The 26214-nt window shown below is 42.2% G+C and carries 23 protein-coding genes; 22 read left to right on the top strand and 1 reads right to left on the bottom strand.

Annotated features, from left to right (window positions below):
- From MKX97_RS06010 to MKX97_RS06115, 22 genes are all read left to right on the top strand, one after another.
- A complete protein-coding gene (locus MKX97_RS06010; RefSeq protein ID WP_009497329.1) occupies positions 1–954 on the top strand; it encodes an ABC transporter permease in 954 nt (317 codons plus the stop codon).
- Between the two features lie 409 nt (positions 955–1363).
- Positions 1364–2638: a pitrilysin family protein gene (locus MKX97_RS06015; RefSeq protein WP_342537180.1), complete on the top strand. Its 1275-nt coding sequence runs from the start codon at positions 1364–1366 to the stop codon at positions 2636–2638.
- A complete protein-coding gene (locus tag MKX97_RS06020) occupies positions 2635–3930 on the top strand; it encodes a pitrilysin family protein (RefSeq protein WP_009497323.1) in 1296 nt (431 codons plus the stop codon). The genes MKX97_RS06015 and MKX97_RS06020 overlap by 4 nt, the downstream gene beginning before the upstream one ends.
- Positions 3927–4661: an SDR family oxidoreductase gene (locus MKX97_RS06025; RefSeq protein WP_009497321.1), complete on the top strand. Its 735-nt coding sequence runs from the start codon at positions 3927–3929 to the stop codon at positions 4659–4661. Before MKX97_RS06020 ends, MKX97_RS06025 begins: the two co-directional genes overlap by 4 nt.
- Positions 4662–4792: 131 nt before the next feature.
- Positions 4793–5587: a DUF3388 domain-containing protein gene (locus MKX97_RS06030; protein ID WP_009497318.1), complete on the top strand. Its 795-nt coding sequence runs from the start codon at positions 4793–4795 to the stop codon at positions 5585–5587.
- Positions 5588–5623: 36 nt separating this feature from the next.
- Positions 5624–6493, top strand: a complete 870-nt coding sequence (locus MKX97_RS06035) for a RodZ domain-containing protein (protein WP_342537181.1) — start codon at positions 5624–5626, stop codon at positions 6491–6493.
- 79 nt (positions 6494–6572) lie between these two features.
- On the top strand, positions 6573–7151 hold the full coding sequence (pgsA, locus tag MKX97_RS06040; RefSeq protein WP_009497314.1) for a CDP-diacylglycerol--glycerol-3-phosphate 3-phosphatidyltransferase: 579 nt from the start codon (positions 6573–6575) through the stop codon (positions 7149–7151).
- Between the two features lie 16 nt (positions 7152–7167).
- Positions 7168–8424: a competence/damage-inducible protein A gene (locus MKX97_RS06045; RefSeq protein ID WP_342537182.1), complete on the top strand. Its 1257-nt coding sequence runs from the start codon at positions 7168–7170 to the stop codon at positions 8422–8424.
- A gap of 165 nt (positions 8425–8589) precedes the next feature.
- Positions 8590–9651, top strand: a complete 1062-nt coding sequence (gene recA, locus MKX97_RS06050) for a recombinase RecA (RefSeq protein WP_009497310.1) — start codon at positions 8590–8592, stop codon at positions 9649–9651.
- Between the two features lie 485 nt (positions 9652–10136).
- Positions 10137–11696: a ribonuclease Y gene (gene rny, locus MKX97_RS06055; protein ID WP_078817724.1), complete on the top strand. Its 1560-nt coding sequence runs from the start codon at positions 10137–10139 to the stop codon at positions 11694–11696.
- 68 nt (positions 11697–11764) lie between these two features.
- On the top strand, positions 11765–12562 hold the full coding sequence (locus MKX97_RS06060) for a TIGR00282 family metallophosphoesterase (protein WP_342537183.1): 798 nt from the start codon (positions 11765–11767) through the stop codon (positions 12560–12562).
- Positions 12563–12654: 92 nt separating this feature from the next.
- Positions 12655–12921 carry a stage V sporulation protein S gene (locus MKX97_RS06065; protein ID WP_009497304.1) on the top strand — a complete coding sequence of 89 codons (267 nt, stop codon included), beginning with the start codon at positions 12655–12657 and terminating at the stop codon, positions 12919–12921.
- A gap of 159 nt (positions 12922–13080) precedes the next feature.
- Complete coding sequence (miaB, locus tag MKX97_RS06070; protein ID WP_342537184.1) at positions 13081–14628, top strand: tRNA (N6-isopentenyl adenosine(37)-C2)-methylthiotransferase MiaB; 1548 nt, start codon at positions 13081–13083, stop codon at positions 14626–14628.
- A complete protein-coding gene (locus MKX97_RS06075; RefSeq protein WP_009497300.1) occupies positions 14628–15062 on the top strand; it encodes a RicAFT regulatory complex protein RicA family protein in 435 nt (144 codons plus the stop codon). The genes miaB and MKX97_RS06075 overlap by 1 nt, the downstream gene beginning before the upstream one ends.
- 120 nt (positions 15063–15182) lie before the next feature.
- Positions 15183–15740, top strand: coding sequence for an outer spore coat protein CotE (cotE, locus tag MKX97_RS06080; RefSeq protein WP_009497298.1), 558 nt, complete (start codon positions 15183–15185; stop codon positions 15738–15740).
- A gap of 143 nt (positions 15741–15883) precedes the next feature.
- Complete coding sequence (mutS, locus tag MKX97_RS06085; protein WP_342537185.1) at positions 15884–18451, top strand: DNA mismatch repair protein MutS; 2568 nt, start codon at positions 15884–15886, stop codon at positions 18449–18451.
- A gap of 5 nt (positions 18452–18456) precedes the next feature.
- Positions 18457–20286 carry a DNA mismatch repair endonuclease MutL gene (gene mutL / locus MKX97_RS06090; protein ID WP_342537186.1) on the top strand — a complete coding sequence of 610 codons (1830 nt, stop codon included), beginning with the start codon at positions 18457–18459 and terminating at the stop codon, positions 20284–20286.
- A 22-nt stretch (positions 20287–20308) separates the two neighbouring features.
- Complete coding sequence (locus MKX97_RS06095; RefSeq protein ID WP_342537187.1) at positions 20309–21964, top strand: glycerol-3-phosphate dehydrogenase/oxidase; 1656 nt, start codon at positions 20309–20311, stop codon at positions 21962–21964.
- On the top strand, positions 21946–22866 hold the full coding sequence (locus MKX97_RS06100) for a lysophospholipase (RefSeq protein WP_342537188.1): 921 nt from the start codon (positions 21946–21948) through the stop codon (positions 22864–22866). Before MKX97_RS06095 ends, MKX97_RS06100 begins: the two co-directional genes overlap by 19 nt.
- Complete coding sequence (gene miaA, locus MKX97_RS06105) at positions 22859–23791, top strand: tRNA (adenosine(37)-N6)-dimethylallyltransferase MiaA (RefSeq protein ID WP_342537189.1); 933 nt, start codon at positions 22859–22861, stop codon at positions 23789–23791. Before MKX97_RS06100 ends, miaA begins: the two co-directional genes overlap by 8 nt.
- Positions 23792–23831: 40 nt before the next feature.
- Positions 23832–24056 (top strand): RNA chaperone Hfq, encoded by a 225-nt coding sequence (gene hfq / locus MKX97_RS06110; protein ID WP_009497286.1) that lies wholly within the window; start codon positions 23832–23834, stop codon positions 24054–24056.
- Between the two features lie 95 nt (positions 24057–24151).
- On the top strand, positions 24152–25411 hold the full coding sequence (locus MKX97_RS06115; RefSeq protein ID WP_009497284.1) for an aminotransferase class I/II-fold pyridoxal phosphate-dependent enzyme: 1260 nt from the start codon (positions 24152–24154) through the stop codon (positions 25409–25411).
- Between the two features lie 47 nt (positions 25412–25458).
- On the opposite strand, the gene lexA is transcribed toward MKX97_RS06115, so the two are convergent.
- Positions 25459–26079, bottom strand: a complete 621-nt coding sequence (gene lexA / locus MKX97_RS06120) for a transcriptional repressor LexA (protein ID WP_040758222.1) — start codon at positions 26077–26079, stop codon at positions 25459–25461.
- Between the last annotated feature and the right edge of the window lie 135 nt (positions 26080–26214).

Here is a 26214-nt window from a genome sequence, read left to right on the forward strand (position 1 = left end):
ATGTTAGATGTGTTATATTTCATCGTACCTATAACGATTGCTTCTGCCGCCCCTCTTATATTTACAGCAATTGGCGGTGTGTTTTCTGAACGTTCTGGTGTAATTAACATCGGATTGGAAGGTCTTATGGTTATGGGCGCGTTCATCGGGATTCTATTTAACTTATTTTTTGCAGAGTCTTTAGGTGCTTGGACCCCATGGATCGCCTTGCTGGTAGCCATGCTGGTATCCGCTTTATTTGCTACATTACATGCTGTAGCGTCTATTTCATTCCGTGCAGATCAAGTAGTATCAGGTGTAGCGATTAACATGCTTGGTCTCGCAATTGCCTTATTTTCAGTTAAAATGATTTTCGGTAAAGGACAGACGGATTTCATTCAGGAGAAAATTCCGAGATTTAACATTCCGTATTTGCAAGATATACCAATCATCGGACCGATGTTTTTTAAACTGGTATATGGTTCTTCGATCATAGCGATTGCTGTAGCATTTATTGCTTGGTTCGTTATTTACAAAACACCATTCGGCTTGCGTTTGCGTTCTGTAGGTGAGCACCCTATGGCAGCAGATACGATGGGAATCAAGGTGACGAAAATTCGCTATATTGCAGTGATTATTTCGGGTGGACTTGCGGGAATCGGCGGTGCAGTCTATTCACAGACTATCACAAATGATTTCGGGCATGCTACGATAAATGGACAAGGCTTCATGGCGCTTGCCGCAATGATTTTTGGTAAATGGCATCCGCTTGGTGCTATGGGAGCCGCTTTATTCTTTGGTTTTGCACAAGCATTGGCAATCAGTTCGTCGAGTATTAAGATTTTAGCTGATATACCAGCTGTTTATTTCCACATATTCCCTTACGTCTTGACGATCTTGGCGCTTGCTGGATTTCTTGGGAAATCTAGCGCACCGAAATCGCTTGGTAATCCGTACATTAAAGGTAATCGATAATAGTTACGAAAAGCTATCTGGGGAAGTCACTCTTCAGATAGCTTTTCTAGGTTTGTCGAGGCTGGACGGCGCTCTCAGCACTTGGTTCATCCGGCTTCGAGCGCCAGTCTCTCGGGGTCGTTTCAGAACTGCCAAAAAGGCAAGGAGCGCCTTTCTGTCATTTCTTCCAACGCCTGTCGAGGCTAACCGGCGCTCTCAGCACTTGGTTCATCCGGCTTCGAGCGCCAGCCTCTGGGTCGTTTCAGAACTGCCAAAAGGCAAGGAGCGCCTTTCTGTCATTTCTTCCAACGCCTGTCGAGGCTAACCGGCGCTCTCAGCACTTGGGGTTGCGTTTTATTTTCTATTTCAAAAGCTAAAATGTATAGTGAGGATAGGAATTCATATAATAAGGTAAACGAGAGGTGTTTGTATGTTCAATAAAATAAAGTTACAAGACGGCGTTAATTTGTATATACGAAAAACTGAACAATTTAAAACAGTGAATGTCACGATTAAATGGAAGGCTCCGTTAGAACAGAGTGCTGCTTCAGAAAGGACAGTGCTTGCGAATGTATTGGAAGAGTCTAATGAGAAATATCCTACGCAAATTGCGATGCGTAAAGCGTTAGATGAGCTATACGGTACTGTGTTGTATACAGACGTTTCCAAAAGAAGCTCTCAGCACATCGTTTCTTTGTTTGCTGAATGTGTGAACGATGAGTTTTTTGCAGGTGAAGACGTTCTTAAACAGCTTTTCGAACTTATCCGTGCGGTCGTTTTTGAGCCAAAAGCTTCAGAAGGTGCTTTTGATCAAACGGTTGTAGAAAGAGAAAAGCGTACAGTACGTGATCGAATTCGTTCAGTTTACGATGACAAGACAAGATATGCTCAAAAGCGTATGCTGGAAATCATGAGACCGGATCAACCGGCTTCTATCTCCGCCTACGGTACAGAAGAAGCTGTTTCTGCTATCACCAATAAAAGTCTTCATCAAGCGTATGAAGACATGATTCAGCATGACTTGATCGATATTTATGTAGTCGGAGACGTGGAAGAGCAAGATATTGTCACGAAAATTAAAGAATCCTTGCCGTTCAAGGCTCGTAAGGTGAATGAACGGCTTGAAGAAAAGCATGCAAATACTTCTGAAGTCGTAAAAACTGTCAGAGAACGTCAGGATATGAAACAAGGTAAGCTGCATTTAGGCTTTAGTACGCCAGTGACATTCCGTCATCCGGATTACAATAAAATGCAAGTGATGAACGGAATTTTTGGCGGCTTTGCGCATAGTAAATTATTTATGAATGTACGTGAAAAAGAAAGTATGGCGTATTACGCAAATAGTGCGTTTGCTTCCCAATATGGTATTGTCTACGTGACAGCAGGAATTGATGCAGAACTTGAAGAAAAAGCAGTTCAATTAATTGTTGAGCAGTTAAAGGTGATGCAGCAAGGTGATATAACAGAGTTGGAATTGGACCAAACGGTTGCATTGCTAGAGAATAGTATTCGCAGCTCCAATGATTCTGCACGCAGTCAAATTGAAATATATGACCAATATAAAGAGTTAGACGAGAATTTCACTGCAGACGAACTGATCAGCAAATGGCATTCCGTTACATTGGAAGACGTGAAAGAAATGGCGAACACGATCCAGTTAGAAGTGGTCTATCTGTTGTCAGGCAAGGAGGATGATTCCAAATGAAAGAAGTAGTATTTGATGAATTACAAGAAAAAATTTATACAGAAACATTAGAAAATGGTTTGAAAGTGGTCATTCTACCGAAACGGGGTTATTCTAAAACATTTGTGACGTTCACAACAAAATACGGTTCAATTGATAGAACGTTCAAACCGCATGGCAAAAACGAATTCATAACAGTGCCTGACGGGATTGCACATTTTCTTGAGCATAAAATGTTTGAAAAAGAAGATGGCGATGTGTTCCAGAAGTTTGGTCTAAATGGAGCATCTGCAAATGCTTACACGACCTTTGGAAGGACTGCATATCTATTTTCAGCAACGAATAAAATCAAGGAAAATACTGAAGTGCTTTTAGATTTTGTCCAAGAACCTTATTTCACTAAGGAGACCGTGGATAAAGAGAAGGGGATTATTGCCCAGGAAATTACGATGTATGACGATCAACCGGATTGGCGTTTATACTTCGGTACAATAGAAAATCTCTATAAAGAGCATCCAGTGAAAATTGATATTGCAGGAACAGTAGAATCGATTCAAGATATTACGGCAGAGCATTTATATACGTGCTATGAAACCTTCTACCATCCGTCCAACATGTTGCTATTCATTGTAGGGGCAGTTGATCCTGAAGAAATGATGGCTTTCGTTAAAGAAAACCAATCTAAGAAATCCTTTGATCAGCCTGAGCCGATCGAACGCCAATTTCCAACTGAAACAAAAGGAGCCGATATTCCGAAACGCACGCTTACGATGGATGTATCAAAGCCAAAGCTCAATGTAGGCATGAAATGTACATCTACAGACCAGCAGGGTCAAGAGATGCTTGAGTCTGAGCTATCTGCCAATTTAGTGTTAGACAGTTTATTTGGGCGTACTTCTCCGTTTTATGAAAAGGCATATGAAGAAGGTTTGATTGATGAATCATTCTCTTATGAGTTTTCAATGGAAGAGGGCTATGGATTTGCAATGGTCGGATCAGATACGGAGGAGCCAGAACGATTAGAGAAGTTAATTCATCAAACGATTCAAGATTCGAAGGAAAACTGGCCTGTCAAAGAGGAAGATTTAGAGAGAATGCGTAAAAAGAAAATCGGACAGTTTATGCGTTCACTGAATTCTATAGAATTTATTGCGAACCAATATACTCGCTATGAGTTTAACGAAATGAATTTATTCGATGTAGTGCCGACGTTGGAAAAGCTCTCTATGGATAAATTAAAGCAAGCCTTTTCTATGTTTTCGGATGACAGCAGCTATACAGTATTTGAAGTAAAGCCAGCAGACAACAAATGAACGAAGCGCGTTTTGCACTCGTCTTAGGGGCATCAGGTGGGATAGGGGAAGCGGTTTGCCGACAGTTGGCGGCCGCTGGTTGGTCTCTTTACTTACATTATAATTCCAATAAGCAACAACTGGCTTTATTGTTGAAGGATTTGCAAAAGGACTATCCTAACCTAGAGTTTCTCAGTGTGCAGGCTGATTTTAGATCAGAGCAGGCGGCTGCTGAGCTAGCCTCGAAAATACAAGGATTACAAGCAATTGTCGTGGCAAATGGGCAAGCGGTCGTTAAGTTATTGTCCGATACGACGGATGTGGAAATGGCTGAGTTATGGAGGGTGCATATGCAAAATCCCGCTCGGCTCGTTTCCTTATTATCTGCTAAGTTGCGTAAACATACGGTCTCTTATGTGCTGTTTATTGGGTCGATCTGGGGCAGCGCAGGTGCTGCGGGAGAAGTGATGTATTCAGCGGTCAAAGGTGCACAACATGCTTTTGTTAAAGCGTACGCCAAAGAAGCCGCTTATTCAGGTGTCAGGGTTAACGCCATCGCACCCGGCTGGATCGATACACGGATGAATCAGGAATTTTCATCAGAAGAACGGCAAATGGTCTTGGAACAAATTCCCTTGCTGTCGGTTGGTACTCCGCAAGAAATAGCAAATATGGTCGAATTCTTGCTCAGTGGAAAAGCCGATTATATGACGGGAGAAATCGTTCAGATCAACGGTGGCTGGTATATGTGATCTCGAGAGAGAAGGACGGTTCGTGAAGTCCTTTTCTTTTTTTCTTTTCTTCACTCCGGCTATCCGTTATTATAGAACTAAGTGCAGACTTATGCGTCCTATATAAAGAAGTCAAACGAGGAGAGTGTCGAATGGGAGAATGGTATGTCGAATATGAGATTCAAGTCAATCGGCCCGGCTTGCTTGGAGATATTGCTTCCCTGCTCGGCATGTTGCGAGTGGATATTGTCACCATCAATGGAGTAGATGGCAGATATCGCGGTATGCTTGTACAAACGGATCACGACCAGCAAATTAAACGCTTTGAATTAATTGCTTCCACTATGGATACGATTGTAATCCATAAAATCAGGGAACCTAAATTGAGAGATGTGTTGGCTGTGCGTCACGGACATTATATCCAGCGCGGCACGGATGATCGGAAAACGTTTCGGTTCATTCGAAGTGAACTTGGGATTTTAGTGGACTTTTTAGCCGAAATTTTTAAGCAAGAAGGTCACAAGCTAATCGGTGTACGCGGGATGCCACGTGTAGGTAAAACGGAATCAGTGGTTGCGGCTAGTGTGTGTGCGAATAAAAAGTGGGTGTTTTTATCTTCCACTATGATCAAACAAACCGTGAGAACGAGTATGATGGGCGAAGAATTTTCAAGCGATAATATCTTTATCCTGGATGGAATTGTGACTCGAAAATCATCGGATGAACGTCATATGCAATTAGTGCGTGAAATGATGAGTTTACCTACGATAAAAGTGGTAGAACATCCAGATATGTTCGTGAAGCAATCCGAGTACACAATTGATGACTTTGATATCATTATTGAATTGCGGTCTAGTGTAGATCAAGAAATTACATATGAGATTCTGGAGAAAAACGACCAGATGTCTGATCGCGGTTCAATGGGCGGATTTAATATGTTCAACTAAAGTAAAATGACTTGACGAATTAGGTAGGTGTTAAAATTGACCGGATTAGGTGCTCGCTTGAAAGAAGCGAGAGTAGCGAAAGGGTATACGTTGGATGATTTACAGGGAATCACAAAAATCCAAAAACGTTATCTTTCGGGAATTGAAAGTGAAGATTATAGTATGATGCCCGGTACATTCTATATCCGTGCTTTTATCAAACAATATGCGGAAGCAGTTGATTTGGATGCGGATGAAATGCTGGCTCTCTATAAAGAGGAGTCAGGCGATACTCCAGAAGAAGAGCAAGAAAATATTGCGCCGCCGACACTTCAGCGCAGCGGCGGACTAAAGAGTAACAGCAAGTTAAAAGAAATCATGCCTAAAGTGATTGTAGCTTTGTTCATTGTGATGATTATCGTCATTGTGTACATTTTATTTAGAGAAAAAGCTGCAGAAACACCATTAGAAAAAGATACACCAACGCAAAATGTTCCACTGATCAAAGAAACACCAGGGCAGCCAGATACTGAGAAACCGGTTGACGAAGATAAGAATGCTTCTGAGGAAACACCAGAGGAGCCGGAAGAGCCGATAGAAGAAACAGAACAGCAGCTGGAATTGGAGTCCAGCGCCGGAGAAACTTCCACTTTTACGTTATCTAATTCTGCTGAGTTGAAGTTGGTCATTAAAACAACGGGCGATTCTTGGATTTCCGTTACCGATCAGTCCGGTACAGAAAGAATGCCAGCGCCTGGAGGTAGAATTATGACTGCCGGCGAAACCATTGAAATTGATGCAACTGAAGCGGTGAGTGTGCGAATCCGGGTAGGACGGACAAATTCTACAGAACTGATCGTGAATGATCAAGTGCTCAAATATCCGAATGAACGTCTTACTCAAAATATTATTATTAAAAAACCGTAGCAAAATAGTCATCCCTAGAGATGACTATTTTGTTATTCACAAGAAATTATGACGCTACAGCTGGAAAGGTGGAATTTTTATGAATTTACCTAATAAAATCACGTTATCAAGAGTATTGATGATACCGATTTTTATCGTTTTCATGGCAGTTGATTTTGGGTGGGGAATTATTAAAATCGGCGGAGTAGAACTACCGATTGAACATTTAGTGGGCGCGATTATTTTTATTATAGCCTCAACGACAGATTGGCTCGACGGTTATTTAGCAAGAAAAAATAACTTAGTAACCAATATGGGGAAGTTTTTAGATCCGCTTGCGGACAAGTTACTCGTTTCCGCAGCATTTATTTTGTTGGTTGAGATGGGAACAGCACCTGCATGGGTTGTAATTATCATTATAAGCAGGGAGTTTGCAGTGACCGGTCTTCGATTAATCTTGGCTGGCGGTGGCGAAGTTGTAGCTGCGAATCAGTTAGGGAAAATAAAGACGGTTACACAGATATTGGCTATTTCATTTCTACTATTACACAATATATTCTTTGAAGCGATCGGCGTTCCATTCGGTACAATTATGCTGTATATCGCGCTGCTATTTACCATTTGGTCTGGCGTAGATTATTTTATTAAGAATCGTAAAGTGTTAGTGGAGTCAATGTGAGGAGTGGAGTGTATTCATGAAAGCTGAAATCATTGCAGTAGGTTCAGAGCTTTTATTAGGACAAATTACGAATACCAATGCAAAGTTCATCTCTGCTAGATTGGCTGAAGCGGGTATCGATGTATATTATCATACCGTCGTAGGGGATAATCCAGAACGTCTGGCTCAATCCATAAGACTTGCACAACAACGAGCAGATATCCTCATTTTCAGCGGTGGGCTGGGACCAACGAAAGATGATTTAACAAAAGAAACGATTGCTCGTGAACTGGGGCGAGAACTAGTTTCTGATGAAGAAGCACTGAAGACGATTAAGCAGTATTTCAAACAAGTCGGAAAAACGATGACTGAAAATAATAAGAAGCAAGCTCTTGTTCTAGCTGGCGCGACAGTTTTGCCGAATCGTCATGGCATGGCACCGGGAATGGGAATTGAAAAAGATGGCAAGCAATATGTTTTATTGCCTGGTCCTCCTCATGAGTTGGAGCCGATGTTTGAGAATGAAGCCATACCTTATTTATTAGGTGTCTATGGCAAACAAGATATTATCTTTTCTAAAGTTTTGAAACTGCAGGGGATTGGAGAATCTGAATTAGAAGTTCGTATTCAATCATTACTGGAAAATCAAACGAATCCTACTATTGCTCCGCTTGCTTCACCGGGCATGGTCAAGTTGCGAATCACTGCAAAAGCGACATCGGAAGAAGAGGCTGAGCAATTGATCTTGCCGGTAGAACACCAAATACGTTCTATCGTGGGCGAGTATATATACGGAGTCGATGAGGATACATTGGCATCGAAAACTACTGAACTTTTACTGCAAAACGATTGGTCTATTTCTGCTGCTGAAAGCTTAACTTCGGGTATGTTTATGGCAGAACTGGGATCAGAGCCTGGAATTGGCAATGCTTTAAAAGGCGGTGTTGTAGTTTATAATAAAGAGATGAAAATTGAACAGCTCGGTATTTTACCGTCTCTACTCGAATACCACGGAATCGTCAGTTCGGAATGTGCAGAAGCTTTGGCTGAAAGCGTTAGAGAACGATTTGCTACTACATTTGGTGTCGGACTGACAGGTGCAGCCGGACCAGAACCACATGACGGTGAGCCGCCAGGAACTGTCTGGATCGGCATTGCAACTGAAGGTATGGCGACTGAATCTTATAAGCTGCAATTATCCGGCTCGCGTAATTCAAATCGTAAGCGTTCCGTGCAGTTTGCATTGCATTATTTAATACAGAAAATGAAAGAGAAAAAAGAATTGAAGTATTGATTTTTGAGGTCGATTTCTCTGTTGAAAATTAATTTTGCCTCGGTTATACAGACTGTTTTTCAATTTCCGGCAACAAATTATCGAATACGCGTTCGTTTATTTGTTGTGTATTCTAACGAAAAAAGGTATAATAGAAATAGAAAAAGAGTTGAGGAGGAATTTTAATTGAGCGATCGTAAAGCGGCTTTAGATATGGCATTAAAACAAATAGAGAAACAATTTGGTAAAGGTTCTGTTATGAAACTTGGAGAGAAAACTGACCGTCAAATTGACACTTCATCTTCCGGGTCATTGGCATTGGATGCAGCACTCGGAATAGGTGGCTATCCACGCGGACGGGTGATTGAAGTCTACGGACCTGAAAGTTCAGGTAAAACGACAGTTGCTTTGCACGCTATCGCAGAAGTTCAAGCGAATGGCGGACAAGCGGCTTTCATTGATGCAGAGCACGCCCTTGACCCTGTGTACGCGCAAAAACTAGGCGTCAATATTGACGAATTGCTATTGTCTCAACCAGATACGGGCGAGCAAGCCTTGGAAATCGCGGAAGCTTTAGTACGCAGTGGCGCTGTAGATATTATCGTAGTAGACTCGGTTGCTGCGTTGGTTCCTAAAGCTGAAATTGAGGGTGAAATGGGAGACGCGCATGTCGGTTTGCAGGCACGTTTGATGTCTCAAGCATTGCGTAAACTTTCCGGTGCAATCAATAAGTCCAATACGATTGCAGTATTTATTAACCAGATTCGTGAAAAAGTCGGTGTCATGTTCGGTAACCCTGAGGTGACTCCTGGCGGTAGAGCGCTTAAATTCTATTCTTCTGTGCGCCTTGAAGTGCGACGAGGAGAAGCGATTAAGCAAGGAAACGACATTATGGGGAATAAGACTAGAATCCGGGTAGTGAAAAACAAAGTAGCACCGCCTTTCAGAACAGCAGAAGTCGATATTATGTACGGTGAAGGAATTTCAAAAGAAGGTGAAATTCTAGATCTAGGTGCAGAATTAGAAGTTGTCCAAAAAAGTGGTGCTTGGTACTCTTACGAAGGCGAGCGACTAGGCCAAGGACGAGAGAATGCGAAAATATTTTTGAAAGAAAATCCACAAATGCGTTCGGAAATCGCGAGTAAGATTCGGGAAACATACGGCTTGGACAAAACCGATTATGTTATTGCGGCTCATGATGAAGAGGACGAGCTAGAAGAGCTTCTCTTGATTCCTGACGAAAAATAATTTTGCAGCTAGGGTCCGCCAATGAAAATTGGCGGATTTTTTCCGCTCCATTATCTAGCCTATTCCCTAGATTCATATGAAATGAAAGAAGCATCGCGGCGCAACTATTGCAAAATAGTTCAGAACCCCCCTTCAATTTCCTTCATCATTCCTTGACACAATAAAAATACAACTATACAATTAAAGTGGCGTATTATATATGCCCTACATTGATCAAACCAATGAATTGTTTTTTTGGCAGTATGTTGATTTTAACTTAATTCAGCAAACACTTTGCTCATCTAAAAAGCAGTAAACTGAATGCCAAACAGTCCCGAAACAGCAGGCTTAAACCTGTTGGATTAAGTTAGTGCCTTCGGCGTTTTCACAGTTAATAGGGACATTACTTATCCAGTAAAATTGGTGATGTGAACACAGCCGCCATGGCAAAATTGATAATACGAGCCGACTGAAAAGAAAAGAATAAGCAGGAGGAGGTGACCTCAATGGGTGTTGAAATACTCATCTCCGTTTTGCTAAGTCTCATCGTCGGTGCAGTTGTTAGCTTTTTTATATTGAAAAATGTGAACGATTCAAAAGTGACTGGTGCCAAGCAAACAGCGAATCAAATCGTCGAAGAGGCGAAGCGTGAAGCGGAGTCAGTGAAAAAAGAGGCACTATTAGAAGCGAAAGATGAAACTCACGAACTGCGAATTGAAGCGGAAAATGAAGTCCGTGAGAGAAGAGCGGAATTACAGAAACAAGAAAACCGTCTCTTACAGCGGGAAGAAAACCTTGATCGCAAGGATGATGCGCTCAATAAACGAGAAGCGAGTCTAGAACGCAAAGAAGATGCGCTTTTAGAAAGACAACAGCATATTGAACGAATGGAACGCAAAGCGGAAGAACTTGTTACCGTTCAGAAGACCGAGCTTGAAAGAATTTCTTCCCTTACAAGAGATGAGGCGAAACGTATCATCTTGGAAGATGTGGAGGATGAACTATCCACTGATATTGCGGTCATGACCAAAGAATCCGAACAGCGGGCAAAAGAAGAATCCGAACGTAAAGCGCGGGAAATTCTGTCCCTAGCATTGCAACGATTTGCAGCAGATCATGTTGCAGAAACTACAGTTTCGGTCGTCAATTTACCAAATGACGAAATGAAAGGCCGCATTATCGGCAGAGAAGGAAGAAATATCCGTACACTTGAGACTTTGACGGGCATCGATTTAATCATCGATGATACACCGGAAGCAGTCATTTTATCAGGATTTGATCCGATACGGAGGGAAACTGCTAGATTAGCGCTCGAGAAACTTGTACAGGATGGAAGAATACATCCTGCGCGTATCGAAGAAATGGTAGATAAGTCTAGAAGAGAAGTGGACGAGCTAATTCGTGAAAAAGGTGAACAAACTACTTTTGACGTAGGCATCCACAACTTACATCCGGATCTTATCAAAATACTGGGACGTCTGCATTTCCGTACAAGTTATGGCCAGAACGTCTTGAAACACTCGATTGAAGTAGCTTATTTATCAGGCTTACTAGCGGCAGAACTCGGAGAAGACGTAACCCTCGCAAGACGAGCAGGCTTGCTGCATGATATCGGTAAAGCAATCGATCATGAAGTAGAAGGCAGCCACGTTCAAATTGGCGTGGAGCTGGCAACGAAATATAAAGAACATCCAGTGGTTATCAACAGTATTGCCTCACATCATGGTGATGAAGAAGCGACTTCTGTCATTGCCGTACTTGTCGCTGCAGCAGATGCACTTTCAGCCGCAAGACCGGGTGCTAGAAGTGAGACATTGGAGAATTATATTAAACGTCTGCAAAAGCTTGAAGAAATCTCCGAATCGTATGAAGGCGTTGAAAAGTCATTTGCAATCCAAGCGGGACGTGAGGTTCGTATCATTGTCCGTCCGGAGCAAATCGATGATATTACAGCACATCGTCTGGCGCGAGATATTCGAAAACAGATCGAAGAAGAATTGAACTATCCTGGGCATATTAAAGTAACGGTCATTCGGGAGACCCGTGCAGTAGAGTATGCGAAATAAAGAATAACTAAGTAAACAGCTTCCGGTTCGATTGGAAGCTGTTTTCATTTTGGAAAGAGGTTTTTTTGATGAAAGTAATTTTTATTGGGGATATTGTAGGGTCGATGGGGCGAGAAATGGTAATAGATTATTTATCTCGCCTGAAAAGAAAATACCAAGCAGATGTGATTATTGCAAATGGTGAGAACGCAGCTTCCGGAAGAGGGATTACGAAAGCAATCTATCATGATCTATTGCATGCAGGCGTGGATGTGATCACGATGGGTAACCATACATGGGATCAAAAAGAGATTTTTGATTTTATTGATGAGGTCGATTATTTGATACGCCCCGCTAACTTTTCGGAGCAAGCACCCGGCAAAGGCATGACCACAATAACCAAGAATGGTGTAACGCTTTCGGTTATTAATTTACATGGCCGAACATTTTTACCTCCCCATGACGATCCGTTTACCAAAGCGGATGAATTGGTAGAAGAAGCTCTAAATTTATCTCCATTAGTCTTCGTCGATTTCCATGCGGAAGCTACAAGTGAGAAAATTGCTATGGGGTGGCATCTGGATGGCAAAGCATCTGTTGTAGTCGGCACACATACCCATGTGCAAACTGCAGATGACCGAATCTTGCCAGGTGGCACAGCGTATTTGACAGATGCAGGGATGACTGGACCATATGATGAAATACTGGGCATGAGAAAAGAAGACGTACTCTATCGCTTCCATACAAATTTACCTACTCGATTCGAAGTTCCGAAAAAAGGAAGACCGCAACTCAATGGCTTATTTGTGGAACTGGATGACAAGACAGGAAAAGCTCTTAAAATCAAACGAATCCGGATTAACGAAGACCATCCATTCATAAACTAATCTGAATGGTGTCTAAATCCTCTTTACCTATCATAGGATGACTTATGGAATACACTCTTTCCATAGACATTGCAAAATAAGGAGGAAATATCGTGAGTCCCTTGAAAGTATCTTCCCGATCAAATCCGAACTCTGTAGCAGGTGCGTTAGTTGCTGTGATTCGTGAACAAGGCTATGCAGAAATCCAGGCAGTAGGAGCAGGTGCATTAAACCAAGCAATCAAAGCAGTTGCTATTGCAAGAGGATTTGTCGCGCCAAGCGGTGGGGATCTAATTTGCGCCCCTGCCTTTACTGATATCGAAATCAATGGGGAAGGGCGGACTGCGCTTAAACTTCTCGTTGAAAAAAAGACTCGTTAATAGAATTTCCAGAAGATCATGGCTAAGTCGCCATGGTCTTTTTTTCATGACAAACAAGCAACAATTTGGCCCTTTACTGTCATATCCGCCAAAAGTTCAGTATAATAACATCATGTATGCTTATTTCCCGATAAGTAATAGAAAGGGGCTACTGCAATAATGAATGAAGAACAGCGCTTGCAAGCTGGACTCGCAACAGAAGACGCGCCATCAGGCAAAACAACTGAAAAAGACTATAGTAAATATTTTGAATCTGTGTATAGTGCACCTTCTCTGAAGGATGCAAAAAAACGCGGGAAAGAAGAAGTGGAATATCACGATAATTTTCAAATAGAGCAACGTTTTAAAGGTATGGGTCAAGGACGTAAATTTTATATCCGTACGTACGGATGTCAAATGAATGAACACGATACAGAAGTAATGGCCGGTATTTTCATGGCGCTCGGCTACGAGGCAACTGATACCGTAAAATACGCAGATGTGATCTTGCTTAACACGTGCGCTATCCGAGAAAATGCAGAAAATAAAGTGTTTGGTGAGTTGGGACATCTAAAACCATTGAAACTGGAACGCCCCGATTTATTGATTGGCGTCTGTGGTTGTATGTCACAAGAAGAATCAGTAGTGAACAAGATTCTTAAGACTTACGACCAAGTAGACATGATCTTTGGTACGCACAATATCCACCGCCTGCCGCATATCTTGCACGAAGCGTATATGTCAAAAGAGATGGTCATTGAAGTGTGGTCAAAAGAAGGCGATGTCATTGAGAACTTGCCGAAAGTACGTCATGGCAAAATCAAGGCGTGGGTCAATATTATGTACGGCTGTGACAAGTTTTGCACATACTGTATCGTGCCTTATACCCGTGGGAAAGAACGTAGCCGCAGACCGGAGGATATCATTCAAGAAGTCAGACAGCTAGCAGCGGAAGGCTATAAAGAAATCACATTACTCGGTCAAAATGTCAACGCGTATGGTAAAGATTTTGATGACATTACGTATCGTCTAGGCGATTTGATGGATGATCTTCGAAAAATCGATATCCCGAGAATCCGCTTTACGACGAGTCACCCGCGAGACTTTGATGATCATTTGATAGAAGTGCTTGCAAAAGGCGGCAACTTGGTTGATCACATTCATTTGCCTGTACAATCAGGGTCTAGTGACATGCTGAAAATTATGGCTCGGAAATACACACGAGAAAGTTATTTAGAGCTCGTCGATAAAATCAGAACAGCTATCCCGACAGCTTCACTGACAACGGATATTATCGTAGGATTTCCAAATGAAACAGATGAGCAATTTGAGGAAACCATGTCGCTTTATCGCGAGGTAGGTTTTGACATGGCCTTTACGTATATTTATTCTGCACGTGAAGGGACGCCGGCTGCGAAAATGCAGGATAACGTACCGATGGAAGTGAAGAAAGAAAGACTGCAGCGCTTAAATAAGCTTGTGAACGACATGTCTGCAGAAGCAATGAAGCCTTATAAAGGACAAGTTGTGAAAGTGCTTGTGGAAGGCGAAAGTAAAAAGAATCCTGATGTACTTGCAGGTTACACTGAGAAAAGCAAATTGGTGAATTTCAGAGCTCCAAGATCTGTGATTGGCGAGATTGTTGAAGTTCGAATCAAAGAAGCGAAAACATGGTCACTCGATGGTGAATTCATCGGAGTAGTTAAAGAAGAAAAGGTGATGTCATAATGGAAAAACTATATACAAAAGACGAAATCATTGCTAAAGCACGAGACTTGGCACATATGCTTGCGAACACGGAAGAAGTGGAATTTTATAAACGTGCAGAAGCACAAATTAACGAAAACCAAAAAGTGCGTGAAAAAATAGCAAGCCTGAAATCGCTTCAGACACAAGCTGTGAATTTCCAGCACTATGAAAAAGAACGTGCACTAAAGAATATTGAAAAGAAAATCGAACAAGTACAAGGGGAGATCGATGAAATTCCATTGGTTCAGGAATTCAAACAATCTCAAGTTGAAGTGAACGATTTGCTTCAGCTCGTTTCAAATACGATCGCTAACAGCGTAACAGATGAGATTATCGAATCTACAGGCGGCGATGTATTACGCGGCGAAACAGGTTCATACGTTGAAAATACAGCACGCAAATCACTTTCCTAATAAAAAATGTCGGCTAAGGAGAAATTCCTTGCCGATTTTTTTCACTTTCTGGGCTGCTGTTGCATAGGATGGATAGAAGCCTAAGAAGGAGGAAGAAAACTGAAAAACTTACGACAAATTGTGACGAAAGCTGTTATTGCCAAAGGGAAGCATCGATCGGATTCTACTGTAACGTTAAAGCCGCCAAATCGCCCTTCCAGCATTTTGGGTTGCTGGGTGATCAACCACACGCATCAAGCGAAGAAGGTTGGAAACCATGTAGAAGTGACAGGGAGCTTCGATGTAAATGTATGGTACTCTCATCACGATCATTCCAAAACGTCGGTCTTTACTGAGTCCATACCATACAAAGATAAAATTGCTCTGCATTATCGAGATGAGCCTACGTCAAGCAAAGAAGAGACGATCGTAACGGTATTGCAACACCCGAATTGCACGGAAGCGAGTATTTCGGAATGTGGCCAGAATTTCTCCATCTCAATTGAAAGGGAATTGCTTGTTGAAATGGTAGGAGAAACGAAAGTATCCGTGACGATTCATCCTCATCCATATGAAGAAGAGTGGCCGATAGCTGAAGCAGAATCATCTTCTGTTGTGATGGAAGATAAAAAGGCCAATGAACCGCATGCTAAAGAGCCGTCACCTCATCCAGTCAGAAGAAAAGATTCACCCTTTTAAAAGCCGGTTTTTCACCGGCTTTTTAATTTTGACCTTATCATGGAAAGAATGAATTTCTTAGAGAGGTGGCTCCTTTTGATTCGTTAACTCCGGATAGGTTTGTTATAATGAAAAGAAAATGAGCGAATAAATGAGGGTTTTACATGTCACAACATACACCGATGATTCAGCAATATTTACAAATTAAAGAACAATACACCGATGCTTTTTTATTTTTCCGATTAGGTGACTTCTATGAAATGTTTTTTGAAGATGCAGTGAATGCATCTTCCATTTTAGAGATCACATTGACGAGCAGGGACTCAGGGGCTAAGGACCGGATTCCGATGTGTGGTATACCTTATCATTCCGCTACCGGCTATATTGAAACACTTATCCAAAATGGCCACAAAGTTGCGATTTGCGAACAGATGGAAGATCCAAGATCAGTCAAAGGCATCGTAAAGCGTGAAGTGGTAAAAGTGATCACACCTGGTACGCTGACAGAAGGCAAAACAATTGATACGGAAGCGAACCATTTTATTGGCGCGATCGACAGCTTAGGAGATCAACGGTTTGCCCTCGCTTATCTAGACGTCGGAACAGGCGAAGGGAAAGTAGAATTAATCGAGGGAACTGAGCGCTCGCTGCTAGCGGAAATCGAATCTCTCGGAATGAAGGAAATTGTCGTAGATCAAACACTGCATTTAACTCTCCATGAAATGTTTGAGAATCGTGAAATTATGCTGTCTATTGAAGATGCAGAGCAAAATGCCTCTATTGCAAAAGACACGTATGGACACCTTCCCAATGAACTACAAGAAGCTTGCCGTAAGCTGCAGTCGTATTTGATGCGCATGCAAAAAATGGTGTTCGGCCATATCCGTCCTTTTGTTTATATTGAAAAGAACGCGAAACTGTCAATCGACGCGAACTCCATGCGGAATCTAGAACTTGTCCAGACGATTCGTTCAGGCAAGAAAGAAGGTACATTATTTTGGGTATTGGATGAAACGGTCACCGCAATGGGTGCGAGGAAACTGAGAATGTGGATCCATCAGCCATTGGCACAGCGTAAAGCAATTGAAGATCGATTGGAAACTGTCAGTAATTTAGTCGATGAATTTTTCTTGCGTGAAGAATTAGTAGAGGAATTGAAAAATGTCTATGACTTAGAACGGCTTGCCGGTAGAATCTCAATGGGCAGTGCAAGTGCACGAGATTTAGCACAACTACGAAATTCATTGACACATATTCCGAAATTGCAAAAAATATTAAGCGAATCCAAGCGGCCGATGCTTCAGCAAATTGCGGATAAAATGGACCCATGCGAAGATACGTATCAATTACTAGCGGATTCAATTGCCGAAAATCCACCTTTAACGAGTAAAGAAGGCGGTCTGATCAAAGATGGTTACAACGAAAAATTAGATCAACTGCGTGATGCGTCTCGTAACGGCAAGAGCTGGCTGGCGCAACTTGAGCAAAAAGAGCGCCAAGCAACTGGGATTAAAACATTGAAAATCGGGTATAACCGAATATTTGGATACTACATCGAGATAACGAAATCCAATGTTCATTTAGCGGATTTAACACGATATGAACGAAAACAAACATTGGCAAATGCGGAGAGATACATAACGACGGAATTGAAAGAGAAAGAAGAGTTAATATTGAATGCAGAAGCTGATGGTCAAATACTTGAAACGAACTTATTTTTGGCGATCCGCGAACAAGTGAAAGAGGAAGTACAGCGTATCCAGAAACTCGCGTCTGTTGTAAGTGAACTGGATGTGTTGCTGGCATTCGCTGTGGTATCGGAAAGAAATCGTTATATACGTCCAGAATTTCATGACGGACGAGCGCTGGATATCCAAAACGGCAGACACCCTGTCGTTGAAAAGATGATGAATCACTCGCTTTATATACCGAACTCTTGTGAATTAGCCGACTATAGCAATATGTTACTGATCACAGGACCGAATATGTCGGGGAAAAGCACCTTTATGAGGCAAGTTGCCTTAACTGTCGTAATGGCACAAATCGGTTGTTTCGTACCATGCGAAAAAGCAGTGCTGCCGATTACAGACCAAATATTCACACGGATCGGTGCGGCAGATGATGTCGCGTCTGGCCAAAGTACGTTCATGATGGAAATGATGGAGTCACAATATGCGCTCGCTCATGCGACATCCCGAAGTTTATTGCTGTTTGATGAAATTGGCCGTGGTACTTCTACGTATGATGGAATGGCTCTTGCGCAGGCAATGATGGAGCATATACATGAGCAGGTCGGAGCGAATACATTATTCTCTACACATTATCATGAATTGACGAAGCTCGAAGATGTACTCGCACGCTTATTAAACGTGCATGTCGCCGCAAAAGAACAAAACGGCAAAGTAGTATTCCTACATAAAGTATTGCCTGGCGCTGCTGATCGAAGCTATGGAATACATGTGGCAGAACTCGCAGGATTGCCGGCCGAATTAGTAGAGCGGGCGAAAAAACTATTGCAGCGATTTGAGGAAGAAAGTGCTGCCAATGAATCCACCAGCGTGTCTGAGCAATTGGCGCTATTTGATACTTCAATTGAGTCAGCGACGTCCTTAGAACAACAAAAACTTCTGGATGAAATCAAAGCTGCAGATGTACTGAATATGACACCACTCCAAGCGATGCAGAAAATTGCGGAATGGAAAGAACGTGTATCCGCAGAAATGAAAGGTTGAGGCGAATGAATCACATTCATATTATGGAAGATACACTTGCCAATAAAATTGCAGCAGGAGAAGTCGTCGAGCGGCCTGCTTCCATCGTCAAAGAATTAGTGGAAAATGCGATCGATGCACAAAGCACCCAAATTGAAGTGACTCTTGAAGAAGCGGGACTGACATCCATACGTGTAACAGATAACGGCAAAGGCATGTCTGAAGAAGATGCGATTCGCTGTTTTGAACGACATGCTACGAGCAAGATTTCCAATGAACATGATTTGTTTCGTATCCGTACACTAGGATTTCGTGGGGAAGCGCTGGCAAGTATCGCTGCTGTATCTAAAGTTTCATTATGGACATCCGATGGTGAGGACCAAGGAACCGTCGTAGAAATCGAAGGCGGTAAAGTATTGAAGCATGAACCGGGAGCTTTACGTAAAGGTACTGATTTCACGATCCAACAATTGTTTTTCAATACACCGGCTCGCTTAAAGTATATGAAGACGATTCAGACAGAACTTGGCCATACGATTGATTTACTGAATCGGCTTGCTTTAAGTCATCCGGATATCGCCTTTACATTAACGCATGATCAACATCAAATTTTGCGGACTTCAGGTTCAGGTGATTTATTGAGAGTTCTGTCTGATATTTACGGAGTATCGGTTGCCCGCAAGATGATTCCTTTTGAAAAAGAAGACGCAGATTTCAAGGTTAATGGTTTCATAACATTACCTGAACTGAACAGAGCATCGAAGAATTATGTTTCACTTCTGATGAATGGACGGTGGATAAAGAGTTACCCCGGTACTCAAGCTGTGATCGATGCGTTGCATACGTATTTGCCGATAGGCCGCTTTCCAATTGCGGTTGTAAATATCATGGCGGATCCAATCCTAACCGACGTCAACGTCCATCCAGCTAAGCGCCATATTCGAATCAGTAAGGAGAGTGAATTGTTTACTTTAATAAAAGAGGCAATCAGAGAGGCGATCCAAAAAGCTTCGATTATTCCGGATGCAATTAAAAAAGAGAAACTAACGAAAACAGATTCTGAGCAACAAACGATTTGGTCGCCTTCGTTCCGTCGCCAAGAAGCTACCGCTCGTCAACAACAAGTTCAAGAGCCTGTCGTCCCTGCAAAACCTGTTCAAAATCCTTTTTCAGAAATAACCGAACCTGAATTTCCAGAGGCTATTTTCGAACAACATGAAGAGCCGCCAACAGAAGAGCCAATTCACAATGAAACAGAGACGGAAACCAGTTTGTTTCCTTCCATCGTACCGATCGGACAAGTACATGGTACATATATTGTTGCTCAAAACGAGGATGGCTTTTATATGATTGACCAGCATGCTGCGCAAGAACGTATTAAGTATGAGTATTTCAAAAAGAAATTAGGTCAAGTGAGTGCGGATGAACGACAACAGCTTTTATTGCCGCTTGTTTTCCATTATTCTGCGGATGAGCAGGTGAAAATTGAAGAATGTAAAGAAGCACTTGAACGAGTAGGGGTTTTTTTAGAAGCATTTGGACCCGCTACGTACACAGTCAAAGAATATCCGGCGTGGTTCCCTGACGGCCAAGCAACTGCGATTATTGAGGAAATGATCGAGCAAGTGCTGCATAGCCGTAAGGTAGATGTAGAAAAACTAAGAGAAGAGAGTGCCATCCTAATGAGTTGTAAACGTTCCATTAAAGCGAATTATTATTTAACTCAAGCCGATATGGAACGGTTACTCGATGACTTAGGAAAGTGTCACAATCCATATACATGTCCGCACGGCCGTCCTGTATTGATTCATTTTACGACGTATGAATTGGAAAAAATGTTTAAACGAGTGATGTAGCAAATCAGAGAGGAGCAATCAGATGTTTTCAACTATTGAAAGAGCAGACAGTATTGAGGATTTAAAAAGATTTTCATTTGATCTGTTAATAGTAGGTGGCGGAATAACAGGTGCGGGGATTGCGCTTGATGCAGCGACTAGGGGATTTTCAGTTGCTCTCATTGATATGCAAGATTTCGCGGCGGGAACATCCAGCCGTTCGACGAAATTAATTCATGGCGGTTTGCGTTACTTAAAACAGTTGGATGTCAAAATAGTCGCGGAAACTGGGAGGGAACGTGAAATCGTCTATCGGAATTCACGGAACATCACGAAGCCGAGACCGATGCTGTTGCCGATTTATAAAGATGGTACATTTGGCAAATACTCTACCTCAGCCGGGCTGTTGGCATATGATCTTTTGGCTGGTGTAAAACATGCGGAACGCCGTGAAATGTTGAATAATGAAGAGACGCTGGAGCTGGAACCGCTACTTAAGAAAGAGCGGTTACAAGGTGGCGGGCACTATGTGGAATACCAGACAGACGATGCGCGTCTGACAATCGAAGTTTTGAAAAAGGCTGCGGAATATGGAGCGCTTTGTGTTAATTATACAAAATGCGAGCAGTTTAATTTTGAAAAAGATGATGTTGTCGGTGCGGTGCTGAAAGATCAAATATCGGGTGAAAAATTTTCGGTTGCCGCGTCTATGGTCATCAATGCAACCGGTCCGTGGGTGGACGATCTGCAGCAAAAAATCAGCAGCAAACCGAAAAAACAGCTTCATATCTCAAAAGGTGTCCATATTGTAGTAGACCAATCTGTATTTCCTTTACAGCAAGCGATCTATTTTGATCATTCGGATGGTCGAATGCTTTTCGCGATTCCAAGGGGAAATAAAACGTATGTCGGTACGACGGATACATTTTATTCAGCGAACAAACAGCATCCAACAGCTACAGAAGAAGATATTCAATACATCATTGGAGCAGTTAATGAAGTCTTTCCTAGCGTGCAATTAACGCGTAGGGCTGTCGAGTCAACTTGGGCAGGATTACGTCCATTAATTGCGCAAGAAGGAAAGGATGCTTCAGAAATTTCAAGACGCGATGAAATATGGGAAATGGTTCCGGGGTTACTGACAATTGCTGGAGGGAAGCTGACGGGATACCGTCAAATGGCAGAAGTCGTCGTCGATAGGGTTTCTGAAAAACTGAAGCATCCTAATATTCTACCGTGTCAAACGAAAAAAATTGCCGTCTCAGGAAGTGATTTTGTGGACGATCAATCACTGCAACACTATATCGATGAGCAATCGGTGAGTGCACCACACTACGGTTTAACTGTACAGCAAGGTGCTCGGATTGCTTCATTTTATGGGAGAAATAGTGATAAAGTATTTCAGTTTGCCCACTCTATTTCTGCGGAAACGAATAGCTTGCCAATTAGTTTGCGGGCAGAAATTCTATATGGCATTCATTATGAAATGGTCACATCACCAAGTGACTTCTTTATTCGCCGAAAAGGCGATTTGTATTTCCAAATCGATGTCGTGGAGACTTTTGCGGAGCAAGTAACCGACTATATGGCAAATTTGCTGCATTACACGGATAATGAGAAAACGGTATATGTAAATGATCTGATGAATGCAATTGCGGAAGCGAAAGGAAGTGGCGCTAATTGGAAGAGTATTGGATAGAGGCGAGAGACGGGACAAAACTGTATAGTAGCTTCCATAAGTCTGCTGAATCCGGAAAAGCACGTGTACATCTTATACATGGAATTGCAGAGCACAGCGGACGATATGGAGAGTTCATTAATTATTTAGTAGAACAGGGCTATGTTGTGGTGATACATGATCAAAGAGGCCACGGCAAAACAGCTGGAGAAAATAAGCTGCCATACGGTGATCTTGGCGATCAAGTCTCTTTTGATCATTTAATTGATGATGTGTTTGAAGTCATCCAGTTTTATCAGCACGAATATCCCGACCTTCCAGTAGTTCTTTTTGGACATAGTATGGGGTCATTTGTAGCCAGACGTTTTATTCAGTTGTATGGAAATGTAGTGGATAAAGTGATCTTATCCGGAACTGGAAGTAATTCGAAAATCATCAGTTACGCCGGAAAACTGCTGGCTGAGTGGAGAGAAGATCATTTGCCGAATAAACAACCGGATGAATTCTTGAATCAATTGGTTTTCGGCAACTTTTCGAAACCATTCGCTGAAGACGGTTCATCATTTGCTTGGTTATCAAGGGATCGTGAAACAGTCAGAGGATATGAACAGGATGAGGCTTGTGGTTTTGTTCCCACTTCACAATTGTTTCGCGTTTTATTGGAAGGTTTGAATACAATTGAAGATCAAGAATCCGTACGAAATATCCCGAAGGAGCTGCCGATTTTATTGGTATCCGGTACAGACGATCCAGTAGGTGATCGAGCGAAAGGTGTTTGGAAAGTGGCAAAGCAGTTCAACGAGGCGGGGCTGCAATACGTGACTGTTCAGCTATATGAAGGCGGACGCCACGAAATGCTTCAGGAAACGAATCGCCTTGAAGTATTCCAGAATATAATTGGATGGATGAAACACTATGAATGAATCAATTGACGTAATTGCAGTGGTAGGCCCGACCGCATCCGGTAAAACTGCATTGAGTACAGCTCTTGCGCTTGCTCTTAATGGAGAAATCATCAATGGCGATGCGATGCAAGTCTATAAAGAATTAAATATCGGAACCGCAAAGATCCACCCTTCTGAAATGAGAGGAGTACCACATCATTTTTTTGATGTGAAAGAACCGACAGAAAGTTTTTCCGTAGCGGAATACCAAGAAGCCGTTAGAGAGTGGATTGCGGATATCCAGTCACGAGGAAAATTGCCAATTATCGTAGGTGGCAGCGGAATGTATATACAAGCAGTCTTATTTGATTATCGTTTCACGGAGCAGGCAGCCGATCCAGTAATTCGTCAAAGGTTGGAAGAGGAATTGGAATCGTCCGGGTCAGATGATTTATATGCCAGGCTGCGAATGTTGGATCCGAAAAGTGCAGAAAGTATCCATCCGAATAATCATCGACGATTAATTCGTGCGCTTGAAATAGTGGAGGTCACTGGCCGAACAAAGCAAGAGCACGAACAGCAACAGGGAAATCAGCCAATGTACCGTGAGTTGCTGATCGGGTTGGATTTACCTCGAGAACAGTTATACGAACGGATTGACCGACGCGTTGACTTGATGGTGGAGGCGGGATTGTATGCGGAAGTCCATGCTTTATGGGAGCGCGGAATCAGGGATACACAAGCGGTTCAGGCGATCGGTTATAAAGAGTTGATCGCGCATTTTAATGGACAGCTAACGAAGGAACAGGCGATTGAAGCCGTCAAAAAAAACACTCGGAACTATGCTAAAAGGCAATTGACATACTTCCGCAATAAATTACCTATCCAATGGGTCGAAGCGAATCAATCGAATGATGAAATTTTCAGAAGAACCTCTAAAATAATAGAGGATTTTCAGAAGTGAGTATGGAATAACTAGATAACAGAGACAGGGAGGCAATTGAATGGCACAAGGAAATATGCAAGATACGTTTTTGAATGCATTACGCAAGAACAATACATTCGTTACAATTTTTTTGTTAAACGGTTTTCAACTGAAAGGCCTTATTAAATCCTATGATAATTATACGGTCTTACTTGAATCGGAAGGCAAGCAGCAGCTCATTTACAAACATGCAATTTCAACATTTGCTCCTGCGAAACCCGTAATTTTAAAAGATGAACAATAAACAGGCGCTTGCCTGTTTTTTTGTGGTCTTTAGTAGGTCAACTGCAGTCCTTCTGTTAAACTAGATGATGAACAAATTGAAAAGAGGTACTACAAATGCAAATAGCACCAATTAATGATGAATTACTCATGAAATCTCAAGAAGCAGAGCAGTTGATTGCACCGTATGTAAAGGAAGTAGAAGACATTGCGTTCTACAATCAACGAAAGGTTCTTCAGGCTTTCAAGCAAAACCGTGTCAGTGATTTTCATTTATCTGGATCAACGGGCTATGGGTATGACGATAGCGGCCGTGACGTACTGGAACAGGTATACTCAGATGTCTTCGGCGCTGAAGACTGTCTGGTCAGGAATCAAATCATCTCTGGGACCCATGCGATCACGATCAGTTTATTCGGGATTCTGCGTCCGGGCGATGAGTTAATTTATATTACGGGTAAGCCTTATGACACGTTGGATTCCATCGTGTCAGGAAACGGAAAAGATACTGGATCACTGGAAGATTATCAAATTTCCTATCAGCATATTGACTTGCTGGAAGGCGGTGCTGTTGACTATGTCAAGGCTAAACAAGCAATTTCATCAAAAACCAAAGTGGTTGCGATTCAGCGCTCAAAAGGCTATTCGAGCAATCCATCCTTCCGTATACATGAAATAGAAGAAATCATCAAGGAAATCCGCAAAATAAAAGAAGACGTCGTGATATTTGTAGACAACTGCTACGGTGAATTCGTCGAGAAACAGGAACCGACTGAAGTAGGGGCGGATCTGATGGCGGGTTCACTAATAAAAAATCCAGGCGGCGGACTAGCTAGAACGGGCGGCTATATTGCAGGCAGGAAAGAACTCGTTGAAAAATGTGCATATCGCATGACATCACCGGGACTAGGGGCAGAAGCAGGGGCTTCATTGGATACGCTGTTGGAAATGTATCAAGGTTTCTTTTTAGCGCCGCACGTAGTCAGCCAGGCCGTTAAAGGAGCTTTGTTTACAGCTGCATTTTTCGAGCAGTTTGGAATGGATACTACACCGCATTATAGTGAACGGAGAACTGATCTCATTCAATCTGTCAACTTCTCATCAGCAGAACAAATGATCAAGTTTTGTCAGATGATCCAGGATAACTCACCGATCAATGCGCACTATGCTCCTGAACCATCTTATATGCCCGGCTATTCGGATGATGTCATCATGGCTGCAGGCACATTTATACAAGGCTCCAGTATTGAGCTGACAGCTGACGGTCCGATTCGACCTCCTTACACCGCTTACATTCAAGGCGGTTTAACGTATGAGCATGTAAAAACAGCTGTACTCACTTCCATGGAGCAATTATTAGAGCGAAAATTAATCTAAAGAAAAAAGTGTATCAAGAACCTATAGGGGTTCTTGATACACTTTTTTTAATGGATCATTCGGTAAACACCGACGACTTTACCAAGTATGGACACATGATTCACGATAATAGGATCCATGGAAGAATTTTCAGGCTGTAAGCGGAAGTAATCTTTCTCTTTAAAAAAACGTTTTACAGTAGCTTCATCTTCCTCTGTCATCGCCACCACGATTTCTCCATTGGAAGCTGTATGTGTTTGTCTGACGATGACACGGTCGCCATTCAAAATACCTGCCTCGATCATACTGTCACCGACGATTTCCAACATGAAGATCTCATCATCTGAAGAACCGAACGTATCTGGTAATGGAAAATATTCTTCAATATTTTCTACAGTTGTAATCGGAGTCCCTGCTGTAACTTTACCGATCAAAGGAACATGCATGACGCCGCTCTTTAATTCGTCTAGTCCTTCCGGGTCTAAGACTTCTATTGCACGCGGCTTAGTAGGGTCCCGGCGAATAAACCCCTTGTTTTCCAATCGAGATAAGTGACCATGTACAGTGGAGCTAGATGCCAGTCCTACTGCTTCCCCGATTTCACGCACGGATGGCGGATATCCTTTTAGCCGTACTTCATCTTTAATAAAAGCTAATATTTCTTCTTGTCTTTTAGATATTTTCTTCAATCTATTCACCTCTTCAAATTGTTTACTAATAAATAGAGATACAGCTCAAGTATTTTGAATATAGTATAACATGTGTTCGATTAGTAATCAAACAAAGGTTCGAATTCTGCTTGACAGCCAATCGTACGTTCTCTT

It is taken from the genome of Sporosarcina sp. FSL K6-3508 (assembly GCF_038615825.1).
Lineage (GTDB): Bacteria > Bacillota > Bacilli > Bacillales_A > Planococcaceae > Sporosarcina > Sporosarcina newyorkensis.

Coding starts and splice junctions, on each gene's coding strand:
- MKX97_RS06115 (WP_009497284.1), top strand. CDS start 24,152: ATGCAAATAGCACCAATTAATGATGAATTACTCATGAAATCTCAAGAA.
- MKX97_RS06095 (WP_342537187.1), top strand. CDS start 20,309: ATGTTTTCAACTATTGAAAGAGCAGACAGTATTGAGGATTTAAAAAGA.
- MKX97_RS06010 (WP_009497329.1), top strand. CDS start 1: ATGTTAGATGTGTTATATTTCATCGTACCTATAACGATTGCTTCTGCC.
- MKX97_RS06075 (WP_009497300.1), top strand. CDS start 14,628: ATGGAAAAACTATATACAAAAGACGAAATCATTGCTAAAGCACGAGAC.
- MKX97_RS06060 (WP_342537183.1), top strand. CDS start 11,765: ATGAAAGTAATTTTTATTGGGGATATTGTAGGGTCGATGGGGCGAGAA.
- MKX97_RS06030 (WP_009497318.1), top strand. CDS start 4,793: ATGGGAGAATGGTATGTCGAATATGAGATTCAAGTCAATCGGCCCGGC.
- MKX97_RS06025 (WP_009497321.1), top strand. CDS start 3,927: ATGAACGAAGCGCGTTTTGCACTCGTCTTAGGGGCATCAGGTGGGATA.
- pgsA (WP_009497314.1), top strand. CDS start 6,573: ATGAATTTACCTAATAAAATCACGTTATCAAGAGTATTGATGATACCG.
- MKX97_RS06015 (WP_342537180.1), top strand. CDS start 1,364: ATGTTCAATAAAATAAAGTTACAAGACGGCGTTAATTTGTATATACGA.
- MKX97_RS06045 (WP_342537182.1), top strand. CDS start 7,168: ATGAAAGCTGAAATCATTGCAGTAGGTTCAGAGCTTTTATTAGGACAA.
- miaB (WP_342537184.1), top strand. CDS start 13,081: ATGAATGAAGAACAGCGCTTGCAAGCTGGACTCGCAACAGAAGACGCG.
- miaA (WP_342537189.1), top strand. CDS start 22,859: ATGAATGAATCAATTGACGTAATTGCAGTGGTAGGCCCGACCGCATCC.
- rny (WP_078817724.1), top strand. CDS start 10,137: ATGGGTGTTGAAATACTCATCTCCGTTTTGCTAAGTCTCATCGTCGGT.
- MKX97_RS06020 (WP_009497323.1), top strand. CDS start 2,635: ATGAAAGAAGTAGTATTTGATGAATTACAAGAAAAAATTTATACAGAA.
- hfq (WP_009497286.1), top strand. CDS start 23,832: ATGGCACAAGGAAATATGCAAGATACGTTTTTGAATGCATTACGCAAG.
- mutL (WP_342537186.1), top strand. CDS start 18,457: ATGAATCACATTCATATTATGGAAGATACACTTGCCAATAAAATTGCA.
- mutS (WP_342537185.1), top strand. CDS start 15,884: ATGTCACAACATACACCGATGATTCAGCAATATTTACAAATTAAAGAA.